At 74.3% G+C, this 24,038-nt stretch carries 20 protein-coding genes; 10 read left to right on the forward strand and 10 right to left on the reverse strand.

The features are described 5' to 3' along the window. The gene (locus AC6EXY_RS15650) at nt 1–747 is read left to right on the forward strand and encodes a hypothetical protein (protein ID WP_133150534.1); all 747 of its coding nucleotides are present in this window, start codon (nt 1–3) and stop codon (nt 745–747) included. 84 nt (nt 748–831) lie between these two features. Further along, nucleotides 832–963: a hypothetical protein gene (locus AC6EXY_RS15655; RefSeq protein ID WP_499817853.1), complete on the forward strand. Its 132-nt coding sequence runs from the start codon at nt 832–834 to the stop codon at nt 961–963. Between the two features lie 24 nt (nt 964–987). Here AC6EXY_RS15655 and AC6EXY_RS15660 read toward each other — a convergent pair whose 3' ends face one another. Both AC6EXY_RS15660 and AC6EXY_RS15665 read right to left on the reverse strand, forming a co-directional pair. Beyond that, a complete protein-coding gene (locus tag AC6EXY_RS15660) occupies nt 988–1,452 on the reverse strand; it encodes a hypothetical protein (RefSeq protein WP_499817852.1) in 465 nt (154 codons plus the stop codon). 586 nt (nt 1,453–2,038) lie between these two features. After that, nucleotides 2,039–3,037: a CE1 family esterase gene (locus AC6EXY_RS15665; RefSeq protein WP_499817851.1), complete on the reverse strand. Its 999-nt coding sequence runs from the start codon at nt 3,035–3,037 to the stop codon at nt 2,039–2,041. A 53-nt stretch (nt 3,038–3,090) separates the two neighbouring features. Here AC6EXY_RS15665 and AC6EXY_RS15670 point away from each other — a divergent pair, with 53 nt between their 5' ends. Beyond that, nucleotides 3,091–3,624: a MarR family winged helix-turn-helix transcriptional regulator gene (locus AC6EXY_RS15670; RefSeq protein ID WP_101829698.1), complete on the forward strand. Its 534-nt coding sequence runs from the start codon at nt 3,091–3,093 to the stop codon at nt 3,622–3,624. Between the two features lie 104 nt (nt 3,625–3,728). On the opposite strand, the gene AC6EXY_RS15675 is transcribed toward AC6EXY_RS15670, so the two are convergent. After that, entirely contained in the window at nt 3,729–5,003 is a 1,275-nt protein-coding gene (locus AC6EXY_RS15675; RefSeq protein ID WP_101829697.1) for an enoyl-CoA hydratase/isomerase family protein, read from the reverse strand. Nucleotides 5,004–5,531: 528 nt separating this feature from the next. On the opposite strand from AC6EXY_RS15675, the gene AC6EXY_RS15680 reads away from it, so the two are divergent. Next, nucleotides 5,532–6,746 (forward strand): HNH endonuclease signature motif containing protein, encoded by a 1,215-nt coding sequence (locus AC6EXY_RS15680; RefSeq protein ID WP_499817850.1) that lies wholly within the window; start codon nt 5,532–5,534, stop codon nt 6,744–6,746. 45 nt (nt 6,747–6,791) lie between these two features. On the opposite strand, the gene AC6EXY_RS15685 is transcribed toward AC6EXY_RS15680, so the two are convergent. Next, nucleotides 6,792–7,208: a hypothetical protein gene (locus AC6EXY_RS15685; RefSeq protein ID WP_499817849.1), complete on the reverse strand. Its 417-nt coding sequence runs from the start codon at nt 7,206–7,208 to the stop codon at nt 6,792–6,794. Nucleotides 7,209–7,325: 117 nt separating this feature from the next. On the opposite strand from AC6EXY_RS15685, the gene AC6EXY_RS15690 reads away from it, so the two are divergent. Both AC6EXY_RS15690 and AC6EXY_RS15695 read left to right on the forward strand, forming a co-directional pair. After that, nucleotides 7,326–8,684 carry a M20/M25/M40 family metallo-hydrolase gene (locus AC6EXY_RS15690; RefSeq protein ID WP_243407060.1) on the forward strand — a complete coding sequence of 453 codons (1,359 nt, stop codon included), beginning with the start codon at nt 7,326–7,328 and terminating at the stop codon, nt 8,682–8,684. Between the two features lie 185 nt (nt 8,685–8,869). Continuing rightward, nucleotides 8,870–9,331 carry a hypothetical protein gene (locus AC6EXY_RS15695; RefSeq protein ID WP_101829704.1) on the forward strand — a complete coding sequence of 154 codons (462 nt, stop codon included), beginning with the start codon at nt 8,870–8,872 and terminating at the stop codon, nt 9,329–9,331. Between the two features lie 32 nt (nt 9,332–9,363). Here AC6EXY_RS15695 and AC6EXY_RS15700 read toward each other — a convergent pair whose 3' ends face one another. From AC6EXY_RS15700 to AC6EXY_RS15715, 4 genes are all read right to left on the reverse strand, one after another. Further along, nucleotides 9,364–9,567 carry a DUF5703 family protein gene (locus tag AC6EXY_RS15700; protein WP_101829696.1) on the reverse strand — a complete coding sequence of 68 codons (204 nt, stop codon included), beginning with the start codon at nt 9,565–9,567 and terminating at the stop codon, nt 9,364–9,366. Nucleotides 9,568–9,749: 182 nt separating this feature from the next. Then, complete coding sequence (locus tag AC6EXY_RS15705) at nt 9,750–11,105, reverse strand: putative hexosyltransferase (RefSeq protein WP_499817848.1); 1,356 nt, start codon at nt 11,103–11,105, stop codon at nt 9,750–9,752. 38 nt (nt 11,106–11,143) lie between these two features. Further along, on the reverse strand, nt 11,144–13,171 hold the full coding sequence (locus tag AC6EXY_RS15710) for a glycosyltransferase family 39 protein (protein WP_101829694.1): 2,028 nt from the start codon (nt 13,169–13,171) through the stop codon (nt 11,144–11,146). Between the two features lie 321 nt (nt 13,172–13,492). Next, a complete protein-coding gene (locus tag AC6EXY_RS15715; RefSeq protein ID WP_101829693.1) occupies nt 13,493–14,974 on the reverse strand; it encodes an NAD(P)/FAD-dependent oxidoreductase in 1,482 nt (493 codons plus the stop codon). A gap of 231 nt (nt 14,975–15,205) precedes the next feature. Here AC6EXY_RS15715 and AC6EXY_RS15720 point away from each other — a divergent pair, with 231 nt between their 5' ends. Then, the gene (locus AC6EXY_RS15720; protein ID WP_423748018.1) at nt 15,206–16,885 is read left to right on the forward strand and encodes a glycosyltransferase; all 1,680 of its coding nucleotides are present in this window, start codon (nt 15,206–15,208) and stop codon (nt 16,883–16,885) included. Here the strand turns inward: AC6EXY_RS15720 and AC6EXY_RS15725 are convergent. Both AC6EXY_RS15725 and AC6EXY_RS15730 read right to left on the reverse strand, forming a co-directional pair. Next, a complete protein-coding gene (locus AC6EXY_RS15725; protein ID WP_101829691.1) occupies nt 16,843–18,837 on the reverse strand; it encodes a glycosyltransferase family 39 protein in 1,995 nt (664 codons plus the stop codon). The two genes, AC6EXY_RS15720 and AC6EXY_RS15725, sit on opposite strands and share 43 nt — an antisense overlap. Before the next feature lie 366 nt (nt 18,838–19,203). Beyond that, nucleotides 19,204–21,582, reverse strand: coding sequence for an AAA family ATPase (locus tag AC6EXY_RS15730; protein WP_499817847.1), 2,379 nt, complete (start codon nt 21,580–21,582; stop codon nt 19,204–19,206). Between the two features lie 124 nt (nt 21,583–21,706). On the opposite strand from AC6EXY_RS15730, the gene AC6EXY_RS15735 reads away from it, so the two are divergent. The 3 genes from AC6EXY_RS15735 (at nt 21,707) to AC6EXY_RS15745 (ending at nt 24,012) form a co-directional block, all read left to right on the forward strand. Continuing rightward, complete coding sequence (locus AC6EXY_RS15735; RefSeq protein ID WP_499817846.1) at nt 21,707–22,591, forward strand: histidine phosphatase family protein; 885 nt, start codon at nt 21,707–21,709, stop codon at nt 22,589–22,591. Nucleotides 22,592–22,597: 6 nt separating this feature from the next. Further along, entirely contained in the window at nt 22,598–23,140 is a 543-nt protein-coding gene (locus tag AC6EXY_RS15740; RefSeq protein WP_499817845.1) for a DUF3090 family protein, read from the forward strand. Nucleotides 23,141–23,232: 92 nt separating this feature from the next. After that, nucleotides 23,233–24,012, forward strand: a complete 780-nt coding sequence (locus tag AC6EXY_RS15745; RefSeq protein ID WP_101832085.1) for an SCO1664 family protein — start codon at nt 23,233–23,235, stop codon at nt 24,010–24,012. The last annotated feature ends 26 nt before the right edge of the window (nt 24,013–24,038 follow it).

The following is a 24,038-nucleotide window of genomic DNA, read 5'->3' on the forward strand; positions in this document are numbered from 1 at the left end:
GTGCCAGAGCTCGCCCCGCCGCGCCCGTGGCTCGTGCTGTCGCACCTGCGGCTTGCCGCGAGCGACCGGACCGAGTGCGAGGGTCGGGCGACGATCCGGCTGCGAGGCGAGGCGCGCGGCGGCGAGCTGCGGATGCTGCGCCAGTTCCACGGCCTGCCCGAAGGCGACGTGTTCGAGCTCGTCGTCGACGCGGCCACCGGGATCCTCGTGGAGATCGTCGCCTCCTGGAACGGACAGGAGACCACCTGGCTCGCGCTGCGTGACCTGCGCGTCGACGATCGTGTTGAGACGGGCGTGTTCGACCGTGCGACGCTCGGCGATCCGTGGGAGGCCGAGCCGGTGATCCGGACGGCGCGTCCGCTGGCAACGCTGGCCGCAGAGGTCGACTTCACCCTGCTCGCCCCGCCCGGTGAGTACTGGGTCGGCGTGGTGCAGCCCGCGGCGGGCGGCGACGGCGGGACGGGTGAGGACGGTGGCCCGGTGGTCGTGGCCCATCTCGCGGGGAACCCTCGTCACGACCGGCAGGTCTCGTTCATCCAGTCCCGGGGGGCGCAGATGGCGGACCCCGCGGCCTGGGAGCCGATCACACTGTCGGACGGCACCCCGGCCTGGCGCTGGTCGCCCGCCACCGACCCCGAGCAGGTCCACCTCCGGTTCGAGCGCGACGCCACCCAGGTCTGGATCCGGGGCCGCGACGCCGACGCCATCCACACCCTCGCCGCCAGGCTGCGTCCCGTCGCCGACTGACGTTCCGCCGCCCCGCCGCCGATGCGTGGCTGCGTCGCGTGCAGGGTGACCTCGTCCCGCGCCCGTGACGCCGCAGGCACCCATGTGTCGGCTACCTCTGTCGGCCTCGGCAGCGCCCACCCCCTGGTCGAGGAGATCAACCCGGACGGCTCCACCAGCCCCGCCGGCCAGCACTTCAACCGCCGCGTCGAGCTCGTCGATCGCCTGCCCCGGTAGTGGCCCGCGTGCTCCGACGGCGGTTCAGCCGTCCCATGCCTTCAACCTCGCCGGTTCGCGTGGGTCCGCGTCGCGCGGCCACAGACGCAGACGCCATTCGTCCCCCGGTGTGGTCGAGCCCGGCCAGCCACGCCGCACGAATCCGCGGCCGGTGATGAGGACGCAGTACTGGCCGGGCGGAATCTCCAGCTCAAGGTTCTGGACTGTCGTGGTCGACTCGTACAACAGTCCGAACGTGTCGACGTCGATCGAGGCTGTGAACGCCTCCTGCCAGCTGCGCAGGTCGTCCGGTGGCGTCGCGGACCAGCGCTCCACGCGCAGCGCCACCGCGAAGTTGTTCTGGTGCGGGGAGAGGACGACCAGCAGCGGCCCGTCCTGCGCGATGCCGTCGCTGGTGATCGCGCGCTCCACGGTCCCGACCACGTCCACCTCCTCCCAGGTATCGGTGTACAGATAGAACTGTCCGTGGTCATAGATTGCCTTCGCCACCTGGACGTGCTCACACAGCGGTGTGTGCGGGTGGGGAATGGCGCGGCTCTCCGGTCGAGGCGTTGCGTTCTCCGGTCTCGTTTCCTTCACCGAGCATGCCACCTTCGTACGAATCGGAAATCGGGTACAACGATCTCGTGTCACCGGAGGAGATGCTCGGGAAAGCGTGGATCCACGTGATGGTGGATTGCGTGCACTGCGTCGAATTCGCCGACCGTACTCACCATCCTCGGTGGTGACGGTCGCGGCCGTCCTGGGGGCCGGCGAGCCGGCGCAGGAAGGCGTCCTCGGCGTCGGAGGCGAACAATCAGGGCAGGGCGGCGGCCTGGGGGAGCCTGCGGCGCCAGGCGGCGTCGGTGACCTGGGCGCGCAGCCAGGCGCCGGGTGGCCGCCCGTCCGACCTGGCCTGTCCCTCCGAGCACGAATGACCGTCGCGCCATCCGCACTCCCTGCGCCGTCATCGACCCGTCTCGCCATCCTCTCCCGGACACCGGGGCTCGAGGTCGGGTGCGCCGCGCGGCGGGGCGCTCCGCTGTTCCTGCCCTGATGACCATTGCGTTCGGCGTTCGGCGTTCGGCGTTCGGCGTCAGCGTTCGGCTGTTGGAGTGGCGGCGGTCGTGCTCGGCGTCGCGACCAGACGGTGGTGGTCGAAGAAGTCGAGGATGGTGGTGGTGGCGGGGAAGGTGCGGCCGGCCTGGGAGATGCCGTGGGCCGAGGGCCGGTCGCCGCCTGTGGCCGGGCCGCCGGGCCAGGCGTGCGTGCCGCCGACCACCGTGATGAACACGACCTCGGTGCCGTGGACGCAGTCCCGGTAGCGCAGCTGGTCGATGCCGTCGGCCGGGGAGGTCCGGTCCGGGGTGGTGGCGCAGTGGTAGTCCTTGACGTAGTCGGCGATGAACGAGGCGCTGCCCTGGTAGGACACCGTCTCGTCCGCGGTGCCGTTGATGGCCAGCGTCGCGGGGGCGGGGCCGCCGTCGGGGCAGGACGCAGGGGCCACCCCGGAGACCATCGCCACGGCGGCGAAGGGGTACGGCGGCTTGCAGACGAGGAAGCCGGCGAAGGCGGATCCGTTGGAGTGCCCGGTCGCGTAGACGCGGTCACGGTCGACGCACAGCCGGGTCGTCAGGTCGGTGAGCAGCACCTGGAGGAGGCCGTAGTCGTCGGCGTCACCCTGTTGGGCGAGGATGTTCCACTTCGCCGGGCTGCCGGCGGCCTGCGGGGTGACGACGATGTACTCGCGGGCGGTGCCGGAGCGGGCCATCGGCGTGTTGGCCTCCTGGTCGGTCATACTGCCGCCGAACCCGTGAAAGTTCAGCAGGAGCGGGTGAGCCCGATGGCCGTCGTAGCCGGCGGGGAGGGCGAGCGTGTAGGCGCGGTCGGTCGTCCCGAACCGGATGGTGTGGGGCCCGGCCGCTGGTGCGGGCTTCGTCGGCGTGCAGGCGGTGGCGGAGTCCGCGGTGGCGCCAGGTGGCGTGCCGCCCTGGTCGGTCGTGCAGGCGGTGGCGAGCAGAACGGCGACGACACCCCCGAGCACGGCCAGCGCCCGGCGGGACAGGAATCGGACGAAACACGCAGACCGGAGCATGAGGGAATAGTAGTCAACTATGGTTGACCGTCAAGGACGGTTACGCTCTTGTCATGGCTTCGTCCCACCCCGTTTCGCCGTCCGGTGCCGGTGGCGAGACGCCCGCCGACTGGGAGCTGGGGCTGGTCCTGGCGTCCGCCCACCAGGTGTGGCGGGCCAGGACGGCCACGGCGCTCGCGCAGGCCGGGTTCGGTGATCTGCGCCCGCCCGACGTGCAGCTGCTGCGGCTGGTGGAGGGCGGCGTCGCGACGGTGGGTGAGCTCGCCGCCCTGTTCACGGTCAGTAAGCAGGCCGTCAGCAAGGTCGTCGACACCCTGGTCGGGCGCGACTACCTCACCCGGTTCACCGATCGCGCGGACCGTCGACGGGCCCCGCTCGCGCTCACCCCACGGGCCCGGGAGGCGATCCGTGTCGTCGGCCGGCGCCGCGAGGCTGACCAGCGGATCCTGCGCGATCAGCTGGGTGAGGCGGGCGTGCGCGCGCTGCGTGACGGTCTGGCTGCCGTCGTCGCTCTGGCACCTGACCAGGAGGTCGTCCTCGCGCTCGCCCAGCGGCTCGCCGACGCGGAGCCGGCGCGGTCAGGCTGAGAGCGTCAGCGCCTGGATGGCTGGCCGCGTTCGTGGGCGGGTGTCCATGGCAGGGCGCCGAGCCGGGCCAGCCCGGGCAGCGGGTTTGACGTCGGTGTGGACCGTCAGCGGGCCGCGTGCGCGGGCGGCCGTGCGGCGGTGAGGCCGAGGCCGGGTCCGGTGGGGGCGAAGAAGCGGTCGACGTCGGACGGGGTGACGGCGGTGAGACGCGATGGAGACCAGCGGGGAGTGCGGTCCTTGTCGACGAGGGCAGCGCGCACGCCCTCGATCAGGTCGGCGCTGGTCAGGCTCGCCAGGGCCAGTGAATACTCCTGGTCGAGGGCCTCCTCCAGGCTCGTCATGGACGCGGCGGTGCGCAGGGCGCGCAGGGTGACGGTCAACGACGTCGGTGACTTCGTGGCGATCTCCGCGGCGGCGTCCCGGGCCGCCGGCTTCACGCTGTGGGTGAGCAGGCGGACGATGCGGGCGAGGTCGTCGCCGCGATAGAGGTCGTCGATCCATACCCGGTCGGCGGCCAGGCGGCCCGGCGGCGGGGAGTGGGCGCCTAGGTCGCAGGAGAGGATGGCGGCGGCGGGGTCGTCGGCGGCGCGCAGGGTGTCGAGCAGGTCGGGGAGGCGGGCCGCGGGCAGGTAGTGGTCGGCGAGGCCGGTGAGGATCGCGTCCGCGGCGCCGAAGCGGGTGCCGGTGAGCGCCAGGTGGGTGCCGAGCTCGCCGGGCGCGTCATGGCCGAGCAGCCAGGTGCCGCCGACGTCGGGGATGAAGCCGATGCCCACCTCGGGCATGGCGAGTACGGAACGCTCCGTCACGATGCGGACGTTGCCGTGCGCGGACAGGCCGATCCCGCCGCCCATCACGATACCGTCCATGATCGCGATGTAGGGCTTGGGGAAGCTGCGGATGCGGGCGTTGAGCCGGTACTCGTGCGCCCAGAAGTCCCGGGCGTCCTGCGGGCGTCCGGCGAGGACGGCCGCCCGCACCGCCCGCATGTCGCCGCCGGCACACAGGCCCCGCTCGCCCGCGCCGTCGAGGACCACCGCGCGTACGCCGGGATCGTCCGCCCACGCGCGCAGCGCGTCGTCGATCAGCCGGACCATCGGCGTGGTCAGAGCGTTGATCGTCGCGGGCCGGTTGAGGGTGAGCCGGCCGAGCCGGCCGTCGGGGCCCTCCCGCCGGATGAGGACCTCGGTCTGGCCGGTGCTCGCCGGCGCGCCGGTCGGCGTTGACGCCGCGGCGGCGCGCTCGTGCTCGTGCTCGTGTGCTCGGGTGGCGCCGCGCGGCCCGGCAGCGCCGCGGTGCGGTGCGGCGGCGTGGTGCGGTGCGGCGGCGTGGTCCGAGGTGGGTTCGAGGATCGTGCGGGGCTCGGGCGTCTGCGAGGACATGGGACGGCCGCCTTTCCGGCTGCGGATCTGCCTGCGCGGTGGCGTCCATCCTGCCCGGACCTGTCGCCGCGGGCACCTGATGTCCGGCCATCGGCCGGCGCCGGTGGAGGTCTGTGCGTGTCGCCGGATGGCTGGCGGGCTCGGCGCCCGCGTGCCGTGACAATTCCGCTCGTCCTTGTGGCGGTCGTTCTCGGCGAGGTATCGGCCGTATTCGCGAGAATGTGACGGGGAGACTCTTTCTTTGTGGAAGTGGTGGCCGGAAGCCGTGGTTGTCGGGGGTGGTCTGGCCGGGTATCGTCGAATGTATGTTCGATCGCTGTGGGATCGCGTGGCGGTCGGGGATGCATCTCTCCAGGTCGCCGGCCTGAAAGCCGCTTGTCCTGGCTGACCTCTCGGGTAGGCGGAATGATGGACCTGAATTCCAGTTCCTCCGGCGCGGTCGTTCATTCCGTGCGGATGGGAACGGTGGATCCGAATGCCGGCAGCGGAAGGGAGATCTTTGATACGACGCTCATTGACGGATGTCGTGTGACGGATCTCGACGCGGGTGAGTGTCTGGCGGCGTGCGCCATGATCCAGGGCGAGATCGACCGGTGGCAGGCGGCGCAGGTGGTGGTCCTGGCGCGGTTCGGCCAGCAGCGCCCAGCGGAGCTGGACGGGGGTGAACAGGGCTTCCAGGCGTTTGACGAGTTCGCGGCCGACGAGGTGGCCCTGCGGCTGCGGTGGGAGACGGCCGAGGCGCAGCGGCGGCTCGCGCTCGCGGTGGGAGCCGTGCGCCGGATGCCGCAGGCCGTGTGCGCGCTCGGTGCGGGAAGCATCGACCTGGAACGCCTGACCGTGCTGGCGCGGGCGACGGCGCCGCTCAGCGACGAGCAGGTGGCCGACATCGTCGGGCCGGTGCTGGACAACGGCGGGGGCCGAGCCAGCCGGCGTGCCTTCGCGGCCGCGGTCCGGCGACGGGTGGCGCGGGTGGATCCCGACGGCGCGCAGCGGCGGCGCCGCAGGGCCTGCGCGTCCCGCCGCGTCACAGTCCGTCCCGAGGAGGAGGGGATGGGACGGCTGTCCGCGCTCCTGCCCGCCGAGCGGATGCTCGCCGCGTTTCGCCGCATCGACCAGCTAGCGCGCAAGGCCTGGGTGCCGGGCGACGAGCGGGATCTCGACCAGCGGCGCGCCGACGTCCTGGTCGACCTGCTGCTGGGGCGCGACCGTGACCAGGTCCGGGTGGAGATGCAGGTCATCGTGTCGGTGGCGACGCTGCTGGGACTGTCCGAGAATCCCGCCGAGGTACCCGGCTACGGCCCGATCCCCGCCGAGGTGGCGCGGGAGATCTCCGCGAGCGAGCGCTGCACCTGGCGGCGGATCCTGGTCGATCCCGAGGACGGGGCGATCCACGAGGTCTCCCGCCGGCGCTATCCCTCCGCGCCGCTGGCCCGGTACGTGCGGCTGCGGACCCCGACCTGTCTGTTCCCCGGCTGCGACCGGCCGTCGGTCGCCTGCGATCTTGATCACACCCGCCCGCACTCGCGTGGCGGGGAGACCCGCGAGGGGAACCTCGGTCCCGCGTGTCGCCATCATCACCGGCTTCGGCACGCCCCGGCTCGCGTCGCCCACGACCCCCTCACCGGTGAGCCACTGGTGGTGGCCGCGTGGGGGATACGCCAGCCGGAGTCGGGGCACTTCGTCGTGACGACGCCGGAGGGTGAGGAGACGGCGGTACATCCCCCCCGCTACGACGACCTGTGAGGCTCGTGCGGATCGCCCCGTTACAGGGCGCCGTGTCCGGCGGGCTCAGCGCGGCAGGCGCAGGCGTCGGCGGCGGCCGGCCGCCTCACCGCCGGTCCCGGAGGGGCGCATTGCGGCGAGTACCCCTGTGCCGGCGAGTACCCCTGTGCCGGCGGGTTCGTCCGCGCGGCGGGCGAGGTCGCGTCGGCTGTCCGTGTGCGGGGCGTCGTCGGGCGTGTCATCGTGGCGGGCGGCGCGGCGCTCGGCGAGGGTGAGGCTGCCCGGGCCCTCGACGAGGCCGTCGGGGACGTGGCGGGCCGGCGGCGGTCCGACTGGCAGCGGGCGCGGCGGGCGGACGCTCACGGCGATGCGCCATGCGCCCCGGTAGCCGTGCGCCAGGTGGAAGTGGTAATCCAGGTCACCGGCCGTGGCGGTGACGGCGGTACAGCCGAGATCGGTGCGTGGGCACGGGTAGAGCGCCACGGTGGGCCCCCTTCGCGGATGGCGGTCGACGGTGATGTGCTGCGCCGCCGCTACCGGACTGTTACGCGGTACGGGTCGTGCCCGGCGGGCCTGTCCCGGGCGGGGCAGACTGAGGCCATGCCCAGCGAGCCGTTCCCCACACCCGACCCGACCGGCCCCCTGCGCCTGCCGGTGACCGCCCCTGACGCCGAACGTGAGGTGGTCGAGCTCTGCCGCGATCTGCTCCGCTTCGAGTCGGTCAACCGCGGCGGCGGTGAGGGCCATGAACGTCCCGCCGCCGAGTACGTCGCCGCCAAGCTCGCCGAGGTCGGCATCGAACCGACCCTGCTCGAGTCGCAGCCGGGCCGTACCTCCGTCATCGCCCGCATCGCGGGCGCCGACCCGTCCCGCCCGCCGCTGCTCGTGCACTCCCACCTCGACGTCGTGCCCGCCGACGCCAGTCAGTGGCGGGTGGGGCCGTTCTCGGGCGAGGAGCTCGACGGCGCTCTGTGGGGCCGTGGCGCCGTCGACATGAAGGACATGGTCGCGATGACGCTCGCGGTCGTCCGCGACCTCGTCCGCACCGGTCGTCCCCCCGCCCGTGACCTGGTCGTCGCGTTCCTCGCCGACGAGGAGGCCGGCGGCGTGCTGGGCGCCCGGTGGCTCGTCGACAACCATCCGGGTCTGTTCGCCGAGTGCACCGAGGCGATCGGTGAGGTCGGCGGTTTCTCCTACACGGTCTCCGACGATCTGCGGCTCTACCTCATCGAGACGGCCGAGAAGGGCCTGGCCTGGATGAAGCTGACCGCGACGGGCCGCGCCGGCCACGGCTCGATGATCAGCGACGACAACGCGGTCACCGCGTTGTGCGAGGCGGTGGCGCGCCTGGGCCGCCACGAGTTCCCACTCGTGCTCACTCCGACAGTGCGGGTCTTCCTCGGCGAGCTCGGCGACGCACTCGGAACCGAGTTCGATCTGGACGACCTGGCCTCCACGGTGACCAAGCTGGGCCCGGTCGCCCGGATGATCGGCGCGACTTTGCGTAACACCGTCAACCCCACCCAGCTGGCCGCCGGCGAGAAGGTCAACGTCATCCCGGGCGAGGCCGTCGCCTACGTCGACGGCCGTTTCCTGCCCGGGCAGGAGGAGGAGTTCCTCCGCCAGCTCGACGAGATCCTCGGGCCGGACATCCGCCGCGAGTGGGTCGTCCACGACGGCGCCGTCGAGACCGGCTTCGATGGCGCGCTGGTCGACGCCATGGCCTCGTCGCTGCGCGCCGAGGACCCGATCGCCCGCCCGGTGCCCTACATGCTCTCCGGTGGGACGGACGCGAAGTCGTTCTCCAGGCTCGGCATCCGCTGCTTCGGCTTCTCGCCGCTGCTGCTGCCCGCCGACCTGGATTTCTCCGGCATGTTCCACGGGGTGGACGAGCGGGTGCCGATCGAGGCGCTGCGGTTCGGCGTCCGCGTTCTCGACCGCTTCCTGCACGCCTGCTGAGCCGGGGGCCGCCCCCGGGGGAGCGTCGCCGCGCCGGGCGATGGTCCACGCCACTGTAGTCCACAGTGTTGACCGCTACCCCGCGGACACCGGGAGTAATGGGATGGCGCCGCGGGGAAATTTTTCCGGCCGTTCCCGGCGAACCGCTACTCATCGTAAATTCATTGACGCTTCAGCGTGACATGATGGTTGGTGTGACCGACGACGCACTGTCCGCGCTGAGCCTGGGTCTCGGCCTCGACGACCCGACCGACGTCGACCCCGCCCGCCGGCCGGTCACCTACGCCTATCTCGTGCAGGTCAGCACGGACGGCGGCCGGTGGGCGGCGGACTGGACCGAGCCCTCCGGCGGCTTCGAACGCAGCCCACGCTGTGCCGCGCAGGTCGCCCGGCAGGTGCTGCGCCGCCGCTTCCTGCAGCTGCGTGCCGACGTCGACACCCACTGGCGGGACCGGTGGTTCCGCGCCGACGTCTGGTCTCTCGAGTCCGGCGCCGCGGGCGATCCGGCTGTCGACCGTGGCGCCGGCACGACCCGGGACACCCGGGGCATCGCTCTGTCCGGGCGCCACCTGCAGTCCTACGGCGTCGCGCCGGACGCCGTCGAGGTACGCACGCCGGCCCAGGTCCGAGCGGAGGTCGGGGGATGAGGCGGAGATCGGGGGATGAGGCGGAGGTCGGGTCAGGTGGGCAGATAGCCGGGGAGACCGCCTGGGCGCCGGCGGCGGCGCAGCACCGCGCGGCGCGACCCGTCCGGGAACAGGCGCAGGCGCTCCAGCTCCCAGTCGCCGAACTCGGCGTGCATCGTGAGGATCTGGACGGCCGCCCGGCGGTCGGTGCCCGGCGGCAGGTACAGCTTCTGGTACTCGAGTTCGACTCCAGCCAATGCGACCTGACCTCGACGTGGCGGACAACGAGGCACGGGCGGACGTGGGAACGGCCCAGCGGGACGAGCCGGCGCCACCGACCACCGCGCGGTCCCACCACGTTAACCGTCCCGCTACCTCCCGCAAGGGTCCGCGCCGTACCAGCCCACCGAAACCTCACCTTTGCCGCCGGCGGCGCCCCTCAGGGGACGTAGGCGAGGGTGAAGGCGAGGGTCGCGTAGAGGGTCATGGCGGCGGTGGAGGCGACGAGCGCCGCCGTGAAGATCTCGCGGCGGGCGGTGAGCAGGGCAGCGACGAGCAGGAACGGGAACGCCCCGTACAGGTAGCGCTCGGCGGAGTCGAGGTTGCTGCCGGTCAGCACCGCCGCGAGGACGAGCGCCGTCCACCCGGTGTAGGAGACGGGTAGCCGGCGCGCCATCACGACCAGGCCCGCAAGCGCCAACAGCAGCCACGGCACGTGCAGTCCGGTACCCAGCTCACCGTGGAAGGCACCGCGGGTGGCATGCCAGAGCACCGCGAGCGGGTTACCGGTGCTGCCGTGGCGGGCCGCGTCGCGCTGCAGGGTGAACGGCGCGAGCCCGTCGCCATAGGTATGCGCGGACCAGAGCACGTAGATCCCCGCGCCCGCGAGCGGCGCGACGATCGCGGCGAGCCGGCGCACGATCTCCGGGGCACCGGTCCGGGCCGCCGCCACAGCCGTGGGCGGGGCACCGAGACGGCGCAGACCCGGCCAGGGCAGGCCGCGGGCGGCCTCCAGCGCGACGGGGACGGCGAGCAGGATCCCGAGCGGCCGGCACAGGCCACTGAGCAGCCCGGCGCAGGCGGCGAGCTCCCAGCGCCGGGTGCGGGCGCCGAGGAACACCGTCACGGCCAGCAGCCCGGCGAGCGCCTCCGCGTAGCCCATGACGAGCACGAACGCGGGAGGTGCGAGGGCAGTGAACCAGATCAGGCGGAACGTCGCCGCGTCGTCCAGGCCCTCCAGGCGGCCCAGCCGGACCAGGACCAGGCCGAGGCCGAGCGCGCAGACGTTGACGATCAGCAGAAGGACGGCGCCGCTGTGCCCGCCGGCGCCCGGCAGCTGGTCGAGGGCCCGAACGAGCGTCGGGAGCAGCGGGAAGAAACGTCGGCTCTCCGCGCCGGCGCCGCTGTAGCCGGCCTCGGCGATCGTGCGGTACCAACCGGCGTCCCAGCCGAGCAGGTCCGTGGTCTGCAACCGGGCGCCCTGGTCGCCACGGGCCTGGTCGGCGATGAACTTCGTCATCGCCAGGGCGGCGCCGACGACCAGGCGTGCCGCGAGCCAGGCGAGCACGACGTCGCGCAGCCGCCAGACGTCGTCGCGGCGCGCGGCGGTGTGCCGTCGGGTTCGCGGGCGCCGCGGGGCGGCCGGCGGTGGGGGCGGGGGTGGGGGCGGTGCGGCGACGGTGTCCGCTCGGTCGGCGGGGCCGTGGCCAGCCGCCTCCGCCGGGCGGGCGCAGGTCGGGTCGGAGTCGAGCGCGGGGGGCGCCGCGCGGCGGGTTCCCGTGGCGGGACCGTCCATCGGCGGACCGGGGTGGGCGGACGTCCCCCGCGCGGCGCTCACGACGCCCGGAAGCGCAGCAGCGCGTAGTTCTCGTACACCTTCGTGGGCAGGCCCTGCTCCATGACCTGGTCGGCGTGCGGGCGGGCCTGAGCGAGGGTGGTCTGCACGACGGTGCACAGCTCCTCGTAGGTCCGGTAGGCGCCGGAACCAGCGAGGAACACAGTGTGCTGCGGGCCGGCTTCCGCCAGGGCGCGCTGGGCGAGCGCGCGGCCGTCGGCGTGCATGTTGCGGTCCTCGTAGTCGACCCAGTCGACCCGGTCCGGCGGCGCGTAGGTCGGCACGACGTACACCTTCATCCACGGCGGGACGGTGCGGGCGAGGCCGGGGCCGATCTGGTCGGGGCAGACGAGCATGACGTCGCCCGGCCGGGCGAGCCGCTCGAGGACGCCGGCGGCCTCGGTGGCCTGGGAGCGTTCGCGACGCAGGTCGGAGGTGCCTGCCAGCAGCCCGATCAGGGCCGCGACCGCGATGACGACCCGGAACACCCGGCGATCCCCGATGATCGTCGAGCCGAGGCCGAGGACCAGCAGGAACGGGACGAAGGCGGTGGCGGTGTAACGGTCGGCCCAGGCGTTGCCGACGACCTTGCCGGCGGTGACCGCGACCAGCAGGGTGCCGGTGGCCAGGAGGAACAGGGTGCGGCCCGGTTCGAGGCCGCGCAGGTCGAGCAGGATGAACCGGCCGCCGGCGGTGCGCCCGGCGACGCCGGCGGCGGCCAGCCCGGTGATGAGGAACAGCAGCAGGCGGCCGAGCGTCGTCGGCCCGCCGGCCCACTGGCCGTAGGCGTGGGAGATCGCCGCGTAGCTGGCCGGCTCGCCCCAGGGGGTGCCCGTGTGGGCGAGCTGGTCGAAGAAGCTCGGCAGCCACGGCGCGAACACCAGGCCGCCGCCGATGATGCCGATCAGTCCGTACAGGGGCCCGCGGCGCGCCGTGGCGAGGCGGGCGGCGCCTGCCGGCGCAGGTCCACGGCGCGCGCCGTGCCGCCGTGCCGCCCCGCCGCCGCGCGCCCCCGGTGTGCCGGCCGGATGGGCCTCGGGGGCGGCGGAGCGCGCCGCGAGGTCGCCATAGGGAGGTCGGGCGGCGAGTCCGGCGGGGCCACCGTCGGGTCCCGCCGGGAACAGATAGCCGGCGTGGCCGTTGCCGGCGGCGTAGGCAGCTCCGGTCGCCGGGTAGACGCGCGTGCTGCGGTAGCCGTCGGCGGGCGGCGTGGCCAGGGGGTCGGGCGGGGATGTCGCCAGGCCGGTGCCGGCCGCCGAGGCCCCGAGGCCGTCCGCCCCGAGGCCGTCCGCGGGGCGGACGCCGACCGCGCCCGCACCGTCGGTGCTGAGGGGACCGGACCCGCCACGGCGGGCACGGCGGGCCTGGTACCAGGGGCGGATCGTCAGGAGGAAGATCAACCAGACGCCGACGGTCAGCAGTAGGTAGAGGCACCAGTAGTGGGTGAGGGCCAGGCAGCCGGCGGCGAACGCCAGGCTCACCACCGCCCGCGGCGACGGCGCTCGCAGGACCCGCTCGAGAGCGAGGCCACCGAGTGTGGTGAGCAGCACGATGAGGCTGTACATCCGGGTCTCGGTCGCGAAGTACAGCGCGAACGGCGACGTCAGGTACAGCACCACCGCGACCTTCGCCGCCCGCTGGCCGACCACCCGGGAGGCCAGCACGTACAGCGGCCACGCCGCGACGATGTTGAGGAGCGCGGACATCGAGCGGACGGCGAGGGTGCTCTCGCCGAACACGTCGATCCAGCCGTGCAGCAGCAGGTAGTACAACGGCGGCGAGCCGTCCTGAAGCAGGCCGTCCCACATCGTGGGGCTCGCGCCGTGCAGGGGGAGGCGGGCGATCGCGACGCTCTGCGCCTCGTCCAGCCACAGCGCCTGGCTGGCGGTGAACCGCACGATCACCGAGGCGGCGACGAGCACCCCCACGACGACGGCGAACACGCGCCCCGCGCGGTCGGGCGTGTCCCCGACCTCGTCGACCGGCCCGGGGAGCTGCTCCGCCGGCCGGACCGCGACGTCTGTCACGGTCTTTCCCTTCCGTCCACGTGGTCCGCGGTGCGGGAGCCGCGGGGCCACGATCGGCCGACCAGGCAGGCCCGCACCCGGAGCTGGTCTCGTGCGGCGGGCCCCCGCAACCCGGCGAGACGGGTCGCCGCGGGGGACAGTCCGCGATTGCTGGGTGGTGGCGGGTGGCCGGCGGCCAGGGTGGCGGCGACCGCGTCACGGGCTCCGAGGGTCACGGACCGTGCCGTACCGCATTCTGTCCGGGCCCGCCGCCGCCGGCACGCCGGACCCGCCGGCCGTCCCAGCCGGCCGCTGACGTCGGCTGGGACGGGAGCGTCGTCGTCACTTCTTCGACGACGACACCTCCTCGTGGTAGTCCTCCTCGACGTTGACCTCCCACACGTCGTGCCGGGTGCCGTCGATGATGTTCTCGACGGTGAGCATCGCGGTCAGCATCGAGTGGTCCTGGTTGTTGTACCGGTGCATGCCGTTGCGGCCGACGGGGTGCACGTTCGGCGTGTTCTCCGCCAGCCACGCCCGAATGATGTCGACGTTCTTCTTGTAATCCATGTCATAGTACGGGTACGCCTTCGGCATGCGGACGACGAACCCCTGCTCGACCTGGCTCGCCCGCATGAGCCCGAGCTCGACGAGCTCGCGGGTGCCCAGCGCGATGAGGTCCTCGTCCGAGCTGTTCCACATCTCGTCGCCCTCGAAGACGAAGTACTCAAGACCCAGGCAGGTCTTGCCGTCCTTCACCAGGAACGGCGACCAGGAGGCGAAGTTCTGGATGCGGCCGACCTTCACCGTGGGGGAGTGGATGTAGATCCAGTTGTCCGGGAACCCGGCCGACTCCGGCACGACGAGGGCCACCGTGAGGAAGTCGCGGTACTTCAGCGCGTTCGCCGCGGCGAGCACGTGCTCCGGCACCGGCGGATCCATCACCCGCACCAGGGACGAGAACGACATCGACGAGATGATCTCGTCGGCGGAGTACTGGTACTCGCTGCCGACGTCGGAACGCGACGACTCCGGCGCGCCCGCGCCCGGGCCATAGCCACCGGTCACCATCGTCGTGACGCCGGTCGCCCGGCCGTCCGCGTGATGAATCTTGCGGACCTTCTCCTCGAAGACGACCCGGCCACCCTGCTTGACGATCTTGTCGGTGGCGGTCTCCCACATCATTCCGGGCCCGTACTTCGGGTACTGGAACTCCTCGATGAGGGAGGTGATGTCCTTCTGGTTCCGCTTCGGCATCACCGCGTTCACGATGGCGTTCATCATGGACAGGCTCTTGATGCGCTGCGCCGCCCAGTCCGAGGGCATCTCGCTGACCTGCACGCCCCACAGCTTCTCCGTGTACGTCTTGAAGAAGGTGCGGTAAAGTCGCCAGCCGAAGCGCGCGACCAGCCAGTTCTCGTAGTTGCTCTGGTCCTTGGGCGGGCGCACCCGGGCCGCGGCGTAGGAGGCGATGCAGCGCGCCGCCTCGACGACACCGAGATTGCCCAGCGCGTTCGTCGCCTTCAGCGGGTAGTCGAAGAACTTGCCGTCGTAGTAGATACGGCTCGATCGCGGCCGGAGCAGGAAGTCCTCGTCCGGAAGGATCTCGTGCCAGAGCTTCTCGACCTCCGGCACCTTGGTGAAGAAACGGTGGCCGCCGATGTCGAAACGCCAGCCGTCGCGCTGCGCGGTACGGCTGATTCCGCCGACGACCGAGTCACCCTCGATAATCGTCACGGGCACGTCCCGTTTCACCAGCTCCCAGCCGGCGGACAGGCCGGCCGGCCCGGCCCCGATGACGACTACCTCTGGCTTTTCGGTCACTGTGCCGGACCTCTCCTCAACACACCTTCATGGTCACTCCCGCGGCCGGATGTCCGCGCATCGGCCGTGGGGGCGCCGGACCCCCGGGGGCCGGCCTCGGGGGGAAGTCTTACACGCGCGCGGCGCACACCCGTCCGCACCCCCTCGACGCCCGGACCCGATCATCCGTGATACGCGACGCCCACCGGGTCCGCCGCGGAACGCGGACGCCGGCTCTGGCATCGTGCGCACATGAGCGTGTCGGTGCCCCCCCAACGCACGGCCAACCCCCGGCGTAGGGGTAATGGTGGCGTCGGCCCGGTGCTCGCGTCGGCCCTCGTCGGCTGGTGCGCTCTGGCCTGGGGCATCGCGGCGAAGGACGGCCGCTACGGCGGATGGGCGATGGCGAGCGTGCTGCTCGGCGTCGCCGCGACCGGCCTCGCCGTCGCCCGCCACCGGCCCGTACCGGCGCCGCCGCACCCGTCCGGCCGACTCCCTGCCGCGGCCTCGCCCCCCGGTCGCGGGGGGCCGGCCGACGGCGCCCGGCCGGTCACCCCCGACCGGCACCGATCTGTGATGCATCACCTGCGATCCGTGGCGCGTCGCCTGCCGGGCTCGGCGTGGCCGCTGGCCGCGCTGACCCTCGGCCTCGGTCCGATCGTGCGCCATCCCCGCTACTACGCCTGCGGTCCGCTCGCGGTCCTCGCCGACACGCTCGCCATCGCCGCCGGCCTGCTGGCCGCCGCCGCGATCATCGTCGCGACGGCGGGGCCGACCGGGCGCTCGGCGCGGCTGCCGCGGTCGGCGGTGCCAGGACGGGCGCCGTGGGCGCGGCTGGGGGAGTCGGCGGGGTTGTTCTGGGTGGTGCTGGGGCTCGCCTGCGCGGCCGGGATCGCGACCGTGCGCGCGGCGCCCGAGCCCCGCATCGACGTGTTCCACCTGCTGCAGGTCTCCGCGGCCGGGCTGCCTCACGGCGCGGACATGTACCGCCAGCAGTGGGCGCCGTCACGCGCCGAGTACGGCGTGCGGGGGCTGTTCGACGTCTATCCGTACCTGCCGTGGACGTCGGTGCTGCTCGCACCGTTCCGGCTGCTGCTCGGCGACGTCCGCTACGGTCTGCTCGCCGCCCTGGCCCTCGCGGCCGCCTGCACGCGCCGCCTGATGGGCGCCGCCCGGCCCGGAGCGTCCGGCCGGGGCGCGGGCATGGCGGCGGCCGTGCTGCCACTCCTGGTAGTGATCTTCCCCGAGTCGATGTACGCCCTGCAGCAGTCGTGGACCGAGCCGCTGCTGGTCGCCTGCCTCGCGGTGGCGGTGCTGGCGGCACGCGGCGGCCGCGGATGGGTGGCGCTCGTCGCGTTCGCGCTCGCGCTGGCGGCCAAGCAGCACGTCGTGCTGCTGCTGCCGGTGGCGGCGGCGTGGCCGGCGTTCGGCGTTCGGCGGGCGGCGGGGGCGGCGGGCCTGGCGGCGCTGCTCGTCGCGCCCTGGGTACTCGCCGGGCCGCGGGACTTCGTCGACGACGCGATCTGGACGAACCTGCACTACCAGGTGCTGGCCGAGTCGCTGTCCGTGCCCGGCTGGGCGGCGCATTTCGGGCTCGCGCTGGGGTTCGGGCCGGCGCTGGTGGCGCTGGTGGCGGCCTACGCGGCCGCGTGGCGGGCCCGCGGCGACGCGGCCGGGTTCTGCCTGGGCGCGGCTCTCGTCACCGCCACGGCGGCCCTGATGAACAAGCAGACGTTCTTCAACCACTACACGCTGCCGATGGGCCTGCTCGTCCTCGCAGCCGCCGCCCTGGCCGCCGCCCCGTCCGAGCACGGGAACGGGAACGGCCAGGGCGAGCGGGATGGCGGGGGCGCGCGGGAGGTGCCGGCCCCGCCCCCTGCCGACGGTCCTCAGCGCAGCGTCGAGAACCGTTCCAGCGACGCGCCCTCGTAGAGGTTGCGCCGCTCGACCTGCACGGTGCGGTCGCGCAGGGCCGAGAGCTGGTCGGACAGTACAGCGCAGGCGCCTTCGAGGAAGCGGTAGCCGTCGGCGCGCACGAGCAGCACCGCGTGGTCGGGCCCGGCGAGCCGGTTGACCTCCGCGGCGAACGTGGTGCCGTTGGCCCGCTTCATCCGATCCGCGTAGTCGACCCAGTCGACGAGCGCGGGCCCGGAGGTGTCCGCGTAGACGATCTCCCGGACGGTGAGTGGGCCGTGGCGGGCCAGCGCCCGGTGCACGGCCGGGCCGAGCTGGTCCGGGCAGTAGGCGACGACGTCCCCTGGCCGGGCCAGCGCCACGATCCGCCCGGCGATCTCCCCGGCCTGGGTGCGCTCGGTGCGGGTGAGCTGCCAGCCTCCGACCAGCCCGCTGAACACCGCGACGGCGAGCACGATGGCCCGCACCCGGGTGCCCGGCAGGATGGCGATGCCGAGCGAGGCCAGCAGCAGGCAGGCGGGCAGCGCGATGCCGGTGTACCGCTCGGCGTAGGCGCTGCCCCCGAACATGTTCACGAGGTACGCCAGCACCAGCGGCAGCAGCCAGATCGCGGCCAGGTACCGGCCGGGCACCCGACCGGTCACCTTCACCGCGAGCTCGCGCCCGCCGCCCGGCCGGGCGGTCAGCCCGATGAGCGCGCCGCCGAGCAGCACCACGCCGAGCAGCGCGCCCGTCGACTGCGGGCCCGCCCAGTCGAACACGGTGTCCAGCAGCACCTGGGCCTGCACCCTCGGCGCCCACGGGGTACCGGTGTGCAGCATCTGGAACAGGAACGACGGCATCCACGGGGCGAACAGCAGCGCCGAGGCGGCCATCGCGCCGAACGCGCGCAGCGTCACCCGCCGGTAGTACGGCCGGCGACGGGCCTGCACCAGCAGGAACGCGGCCACCGTGAAGATGACCAGGAACGTCCAGTAGTGCGTGTAGACGAGCGCCGTCGTGGCGAGCGTCAGCACCGCCAGCCGCGGCGGACTGGACCGCTCCAGCGCCCGTACCGCGGCGAACCCGAACACCAGCACCAGCAGCACGACCAGCGAGTACATCCGGGTCTCGCTGCCGTAGCGGATGGCGTAGGGCGAGCAGGCGAACATCAGCAGTGTCGCCAGGGCCACCCAGGCGGGCGCGTCGGACGAGGCGTTGCCGGCCCCGAACGCGGTGCGCCCGACGCGGCGCCCGGCCAGCCACGCCGCCGGCAGGGTGATCAGTGACAGCACGCCCGACAGCGCCCGGACCGCGACGTCACCGTCGCCGAACACCGCGATCCAGGCGTGCAGCAGCAGGTAGTACAGCGGCGGCGAGCCGTCGTGGCGCAGCGCGTGCAGCAGGTCCGGGACGGGCCGGTTCGCGATCGCGACGGTCAGCGACTCGTCGAGCCACAGATGGCTCGGCGTCGCGAAGCGCATCACCCCGCCGCCGGCGACCGCGACCCCGACGGCGACGAGCAGGAGCCGCCGCGCGTGCGCCCGGACCCATCCGAGCGCGCCGCGCCCGCCCGCGCCGACCCATCCGGCCACCCGGGCCACGCCCCGCGCCCGCACCGTCGCGGCCGGCGCCGGCTGTGCCGTCGCCGCTGTCGTCGCCGGTGTGGCCGCCGTCAGCGATGTCGCTGCTGGCCGAGGGGCGGCCGCGGGGATGCCGGCATCGTCCGCGACACTGACCTGGCCGGGCACGCCGGCCACGGCCGCGGCTTCGGCTCGCTCGATGACGTCGGCGCTGTCCACGACGTCCGTGCTCTCGGCGACGCTGGCCTTGTGTGGGACGCTGGCTTTGTCTGGGACGCTGGCACGCGGGTCCGGGGCGGGTGCCGCGGGCTCTCGCGGGCCGGGCAGAAGCGCCGGCGCGGAGCCGGCATCAGGGCCGCTGGCCGGCGACCCCGCTGCGTCTGCGTCCACGATGGGAACGCTACCCATCCTCATGGTGCACGATCTTGCCTCCTGTCAGGGGCACGCCGAACGCCGGGCGCGAACCAGCCCCGGCGGCGGCGAGGTCGGTCCACCATCACCTCGCCCTCAGCTTGTCATCCTGCTGTCACCGGGCCGCCACCGGCCCATGACCGCCACCGTCGCCCCTCGTGCTCACGCCGGACCTGGCGGGACGGGAGGCCATGGCTTCGTCAGGCCCGCCAGAAGCAGCGCCAGGCCGGCGTGGAACATGGGTGTCGCGCGAGATGGCGGGGGCCACACCGGCGCTCTCGGTCAGGAACGGGAGGGCTGTCGGGTCCTTCCCGATGGCGCCCGCACGCGGGCTGTCGGCGGCGGGCGCGGGAGCCCGGGCGCTCAGGTGGCCGCGGGCAGCGTCGGGGTCCGGTCCGCGGTGCCGTCGTCGGTGCCGTCGTCGATGCCGTCGTCGAGATCCTCGTCCAGCTCGCCGGCCTCCTGACCAGCCAGCAGCGAGGCGAGCGAGGTCAGACGGCGGCGGCCGCCGGTGTTGCGCACCGCGTGGCGCACCGCGGGCCCGTTGACGGCGACGATCGACAGGTGCCGCGCCGCGCGGGTGAGCGCCGTGTAGATGAGCGGGCGGGTCAGCATCCGGCCGGCTTCCGGCGGGAAGACGGCGATGACGGCCGGCCACTCGCTGCCCTGCGCCCGGTGCACCGTGACGGCCCAGCCATGGCGCAGGTCACCGAACAGCCCGGTGGGCACCTCCACGACCCCGCCCGGGAAAGCGACCCGCACGGCACCGCGCTCGCCGGCGGCGACCACGGTGCCGATCTCGCCGTTGGCGAAGCCGACGTCGATGTGGTTCGCCGTCGCCACCACCCGGTCCCCGACGTCGAAGCCGGACATCGCGCCCGAGCCGGGGTTGAGGACCCGCTTGAGCGCGGCGTTGAGCGCCCCGGTGCCGGCGGGGCCCGCGTGCACCGGGGTGACGACCTGGATGTCGGCGGCGGGGATGCCCAGCGCCCGCGGGATCGAGTCGGTGACGAGTTGCACGGCGCGGTGCGCCGCCTCGCCGGAGCTGCTCGCGGGCACGACGACGACCTCGCGGTCGGGGCCCGGCGGGGGTGGCGGCAGCTCCCCGCCGCGCACCGCGGCGGCCATCATCGCGATCGCGCCGCCGTCGACCTGGCGGTAGAGCCGGCGCAGCTCGGTGACCGGCACCTCGCCGGATTCCAGCAGGTCGGTGAGGACCTGACCCGGGCCGATGCTGGGAAGCTGCGCCGGGTCGCCGACGAACATCAGGTGGGTGCCGTCGGCGCAGGCGTCGAGCAGGGCGGCGGCGAGTTCCGCGTCGAGCATCGACGCCTCGTCGACGACGACCAGGTCGGCGTCGATCGGGTTGTGCTCGCCGCGGGCGAACCCGCCGCCGCGGCCCTGCGCGCCGAGCAGCCGGTGCAGGGTGCTCGCCGGCGCCCCGCACAGCTCCTCCAGCCGCTTGGCCGCCCGACCGGTGGGCGCGGCGAGCGCGACCTCGGCGTCAGCGGCCCAGGCCAGGCGGACCACCGCGGCCACGGTGCGGCTCTTGCCGGTGCCCGGCCCGCCGGTGAGCACGCTGACACCGCATGCCAACGCCGCGTGGGCGGCGGCGAGCTGCGTCCCGTCCAGGCCGGCCACGGGATCGTCGGCGCCCGCGTCGTCCTCGGTGACGCCGGCATCGCCCGAGCCGTCGGCGGTAGTGCCCCCGACGCCCGATCCGGTGCCACCGGTGCCGCGGGCGTGCTCGGCGCCCGTGCCGGTGCCGGCCCCGTCAGGGTCGCCTCCGCCGGTCCGGTCCCCGCCGCCGCCGCCCTCGGCGTCGCTGTCGTCGCTGTCGGGGTCGTCCTCATCGTCGAACAGAAGGGCCGTCGGCGGCGGGGGTGCCGCGGCGGCGGGCCCGTCCCCGGGCGAGCTGTCGGTGTCAGCCTCGTCGTCGTGGTCGGGGCGGCGGCGGGCGCGGGGGGCGCCGGCGCGCAGCGGCTCGGCGGTGGCGGTCAGCCGCTCGATGCCGTCGGCGATGGACTGCTCCGCCATCGCGTAGCGCTCAAGCGCGATGCGGTCGCCGACGGCGATGATGCGCCCGTCGTCGAGGGCGGTGTCCAGGGCCGCACGCGGGTCGGCGACGCCCTCGCGGGCCGCCGCGCGCAGCACCGCGTCGAAGGGACCGGCGGTGTCCCCGGATCGCGAGGCGGCGCGGGTGAGCAGGTGGGTGAGCACCGCCGGGCCGCGGCGCGCGTCGTCGCGGCGCAGGCCACGGTGGCGGGCGAAGCGGTCGGCCTGGCCGATCTCGGCGTCGGCGGCGACCAGCAGCATCCACGGGTCCGCGCGCAGCGCGTCGGCGGCGCCGGGCCCGAGGCGCTCGGTCGCCGCGCGGGCCAGCCGGGCCGGCAGGTCGGCCGCGCGCAGCAGCTCGACGACCGCGTACGTGCCGGCGGCGGCGCGGAAGGAGTCGGCCAGGCGCCGGGCCCGCGGCCCGGTGACGCCCTCGACCATCCCCAGCCGGCCGACGTCGACATGCTCGGGCAGGGTGATGCCGGCGGCGGGCAGCCGGGCCGCGGTCGTGCGGCCCAGCCCCGGCCACAGGGCGGCCTCGCAGAACGCGGCGAACACCGCCGCCGGGTCGGGCGGCGCGCCACCGCCATCGGCGTCGTCGCCGGCGGTCGGCGGGGGAGGGGAGTCGGTGCCGGGGCCGACCGGGTCAGGTCCCACGCCGGGGCTGGTCGGATACGCGTCGGGCATGCCGGGAAGCGTAACGACGCACCGGCGCCCGCCCGGCGACGCCCGCTGGGTAGCGTGGTGGCGCCGGAGCGGGCTGGCCGGTTCGGCGCCGGCCGGCGCCACGCATCCGGGAAGGGGCGGACGGGTGACCACTGTGCTGCTGGTCCGCCACGGCCTCACCGCCGTCACGGGCACGATCCTGCTGGGCTGGACGCCCGGTGTCGGCCTCGACGAGCGGGGCCGCGCGCAGGCGTCGGCGCTCGCCGGGAGGCTCGCGTCCGTCCCGCTCGCCGCGATCGTCTCCAGTCCGCTGGAGCGCTGTCGGCAGACGGCGGACGCCATCGCGTCGCGCCGCCCCGCGGGTCCGGCGGTCTCCGGTGAGGCGCAGCGCGTCGACGAGGACGAGCGCCTCGGCGAGTGCCGCTACGGCGACTGGACCGGTCAGAAGCTGGCCGTGCTCGCCAAGGACCCGCTGTGGCCGGTCGTGCAGGCCCATCCCAGCGCCGTCGTGTTCCCCGGCCCCGAGGGGGAGGCGCTGCGCGACACGCAGGCGCGGGCCGTCACCGCGGTGCGGGAGTGGAACGACCGGCTCGGCCCGGAGGCGACCTGGCTGCTGTGTTCGCACGGCGACGTCATCCGCACGATCGTCGCCGACGCGCTCGGCATGCACCTGGACATGTACCACCGGATCACGGTCGACCCGTGCTCGCTGACGGTGGTGCGCTACGGCGAGCGGCGCCCGTTCGTCCGCCGCCTCAACGACGTCGGCGGCGACGTCGCCGATCTGCTCCCACCGCCACCCGGCCAGGATGCGACCGGCGAGCGGCCCGTGCCGCCTGGCGAGGGGGCGCCGGGCGGCCCGCGCGACCCCGGCGCCGCGCCCGATGCCGCCGGCACGGTCTCGGGGGCCGGCGGTGGTGGGCGGGGCGGGGCCGATCCCGGTTTCGACCGCGACGAGGCGGTGGGCGGCGGGGCCGGGAGATGGTCGCCGCCGACCGGCGGCGCCGGGGCCGAGTCCGGGACCGGCTGAGCGGCCATGGCGCGCCGGATCCACGTGTTCGACCCGCCGCGGCGCTTCGTCGCGGGCACCGTCGGCTCGCCCGGTGCCCGCGCGTTCTACCTGCAGGTACGCGACGAGACCAGGCTGGTCACCGTCGCCGTGGACAAGATGCAGGTCAGCCTGCTCGCCGAGCAGGTCACCGAGGTGCTCGACGAGCTCGGCGCCCGCGGGGTGGAGGCCGCCCGCGCGCCCGCGGCGCAGCCGGTGGACGCGGATCCCCTCGAGCAGCCCGTCGACCCGGAGTTCCAGGCGGCGACGATCGCCCTGGGCTGGGACCCGCGTGGTGAGCGGGTCGTGGTCGAGATGCGGGCTGCCGGCGACGCCGACGCCGTCGCGGGCTTCACCGACGACCCGGAGGGCCCCGACGCGGTGCGGGTGCTGCTGGCGGCGGGGTCGGCGCGGGCGTTCGCGGCCCGCTCCCGGCGGGTGGTCGCCGCCGGCCGGGCGCCGTGCCCGCTGTGCGGCGCTCCGCTCGACGACGGCCACGTCTGCCCGCGGCACAACGGGCACCGGTCGTGAGGGGCCGGGGCGGCGCGGGCGCTGCGCCTGGAGACGTCCCTCACGTCCGCGACCCGGCGACAGGATCGCCCGGCGGCGGCGAGACTGGGCGGATGGCCGTTCCCGCGGCGAGCCCCCCGTCGGGGCGGCGACCGCCTCTCGACCCGATCGACGGCGGCGGCCTGGACGCCCCTGCCGCGCTGGACCTGCTGCGCCGCGGTGAGCTCACCGTCACCGGCCGGCTCACCGACGCCAGCAACGCCACCCTCTACTGCGAGATCGCCGCCGGGGACGTGGCCGGGCGCTGCGTCTACAAGCCGGTGCGCGGCGAGCGGGCGCTGTGGGACTTCCCCGACGGCACCCTCGCCGACCGCGAGTTCGCCGCCTACGAGGTGTCCGCGGCGCTGCAGCTGGGCATCGTGCCGCCCACCGTGCTGCGGGACGGGCCGTTCGGCCCCGGCATGGTCCAGCTGTGGATCGACGTCGACGTCACCGTCGACCTCGTCGCCCTCACCCGCGCCGACGATCCGCAGCTGCGCGCCATCGCCCTGTTCGACGCCGTCATCAACAACGCCGACCGCAAGGGTGGCCATCTGCTGCCCGCGCCGTCCGGGCGCGTCCACGGCATCGACCACGGCGTCACCTTCCACGCCGAGGGCAAGCTACGCACCCTGCTATGGACCTGGCGGGGCCGGCGGCTGAGCGCCGAGGAGACCGCCCTGCTCGCCGGCCTGCGCCGCCAGCTCGCCGGAGAGCTCGGGGAGCGACTCGAACCGCTGCTCACGGTGACGGAGATCACGGCGCTGGCTGCCCGGGTGGACCGGCTGCTCGACGAGGGCCGCTTCCCGCTGCCCTCCGGTGACTGGCCGCCGATCCCCTGGCCGCCGTTCTGATCTGGCCGGCGGCGTCCCGGCCGGCC

Source organism: Frankia sp. RB5 (genome assembly GCF_059816245.1).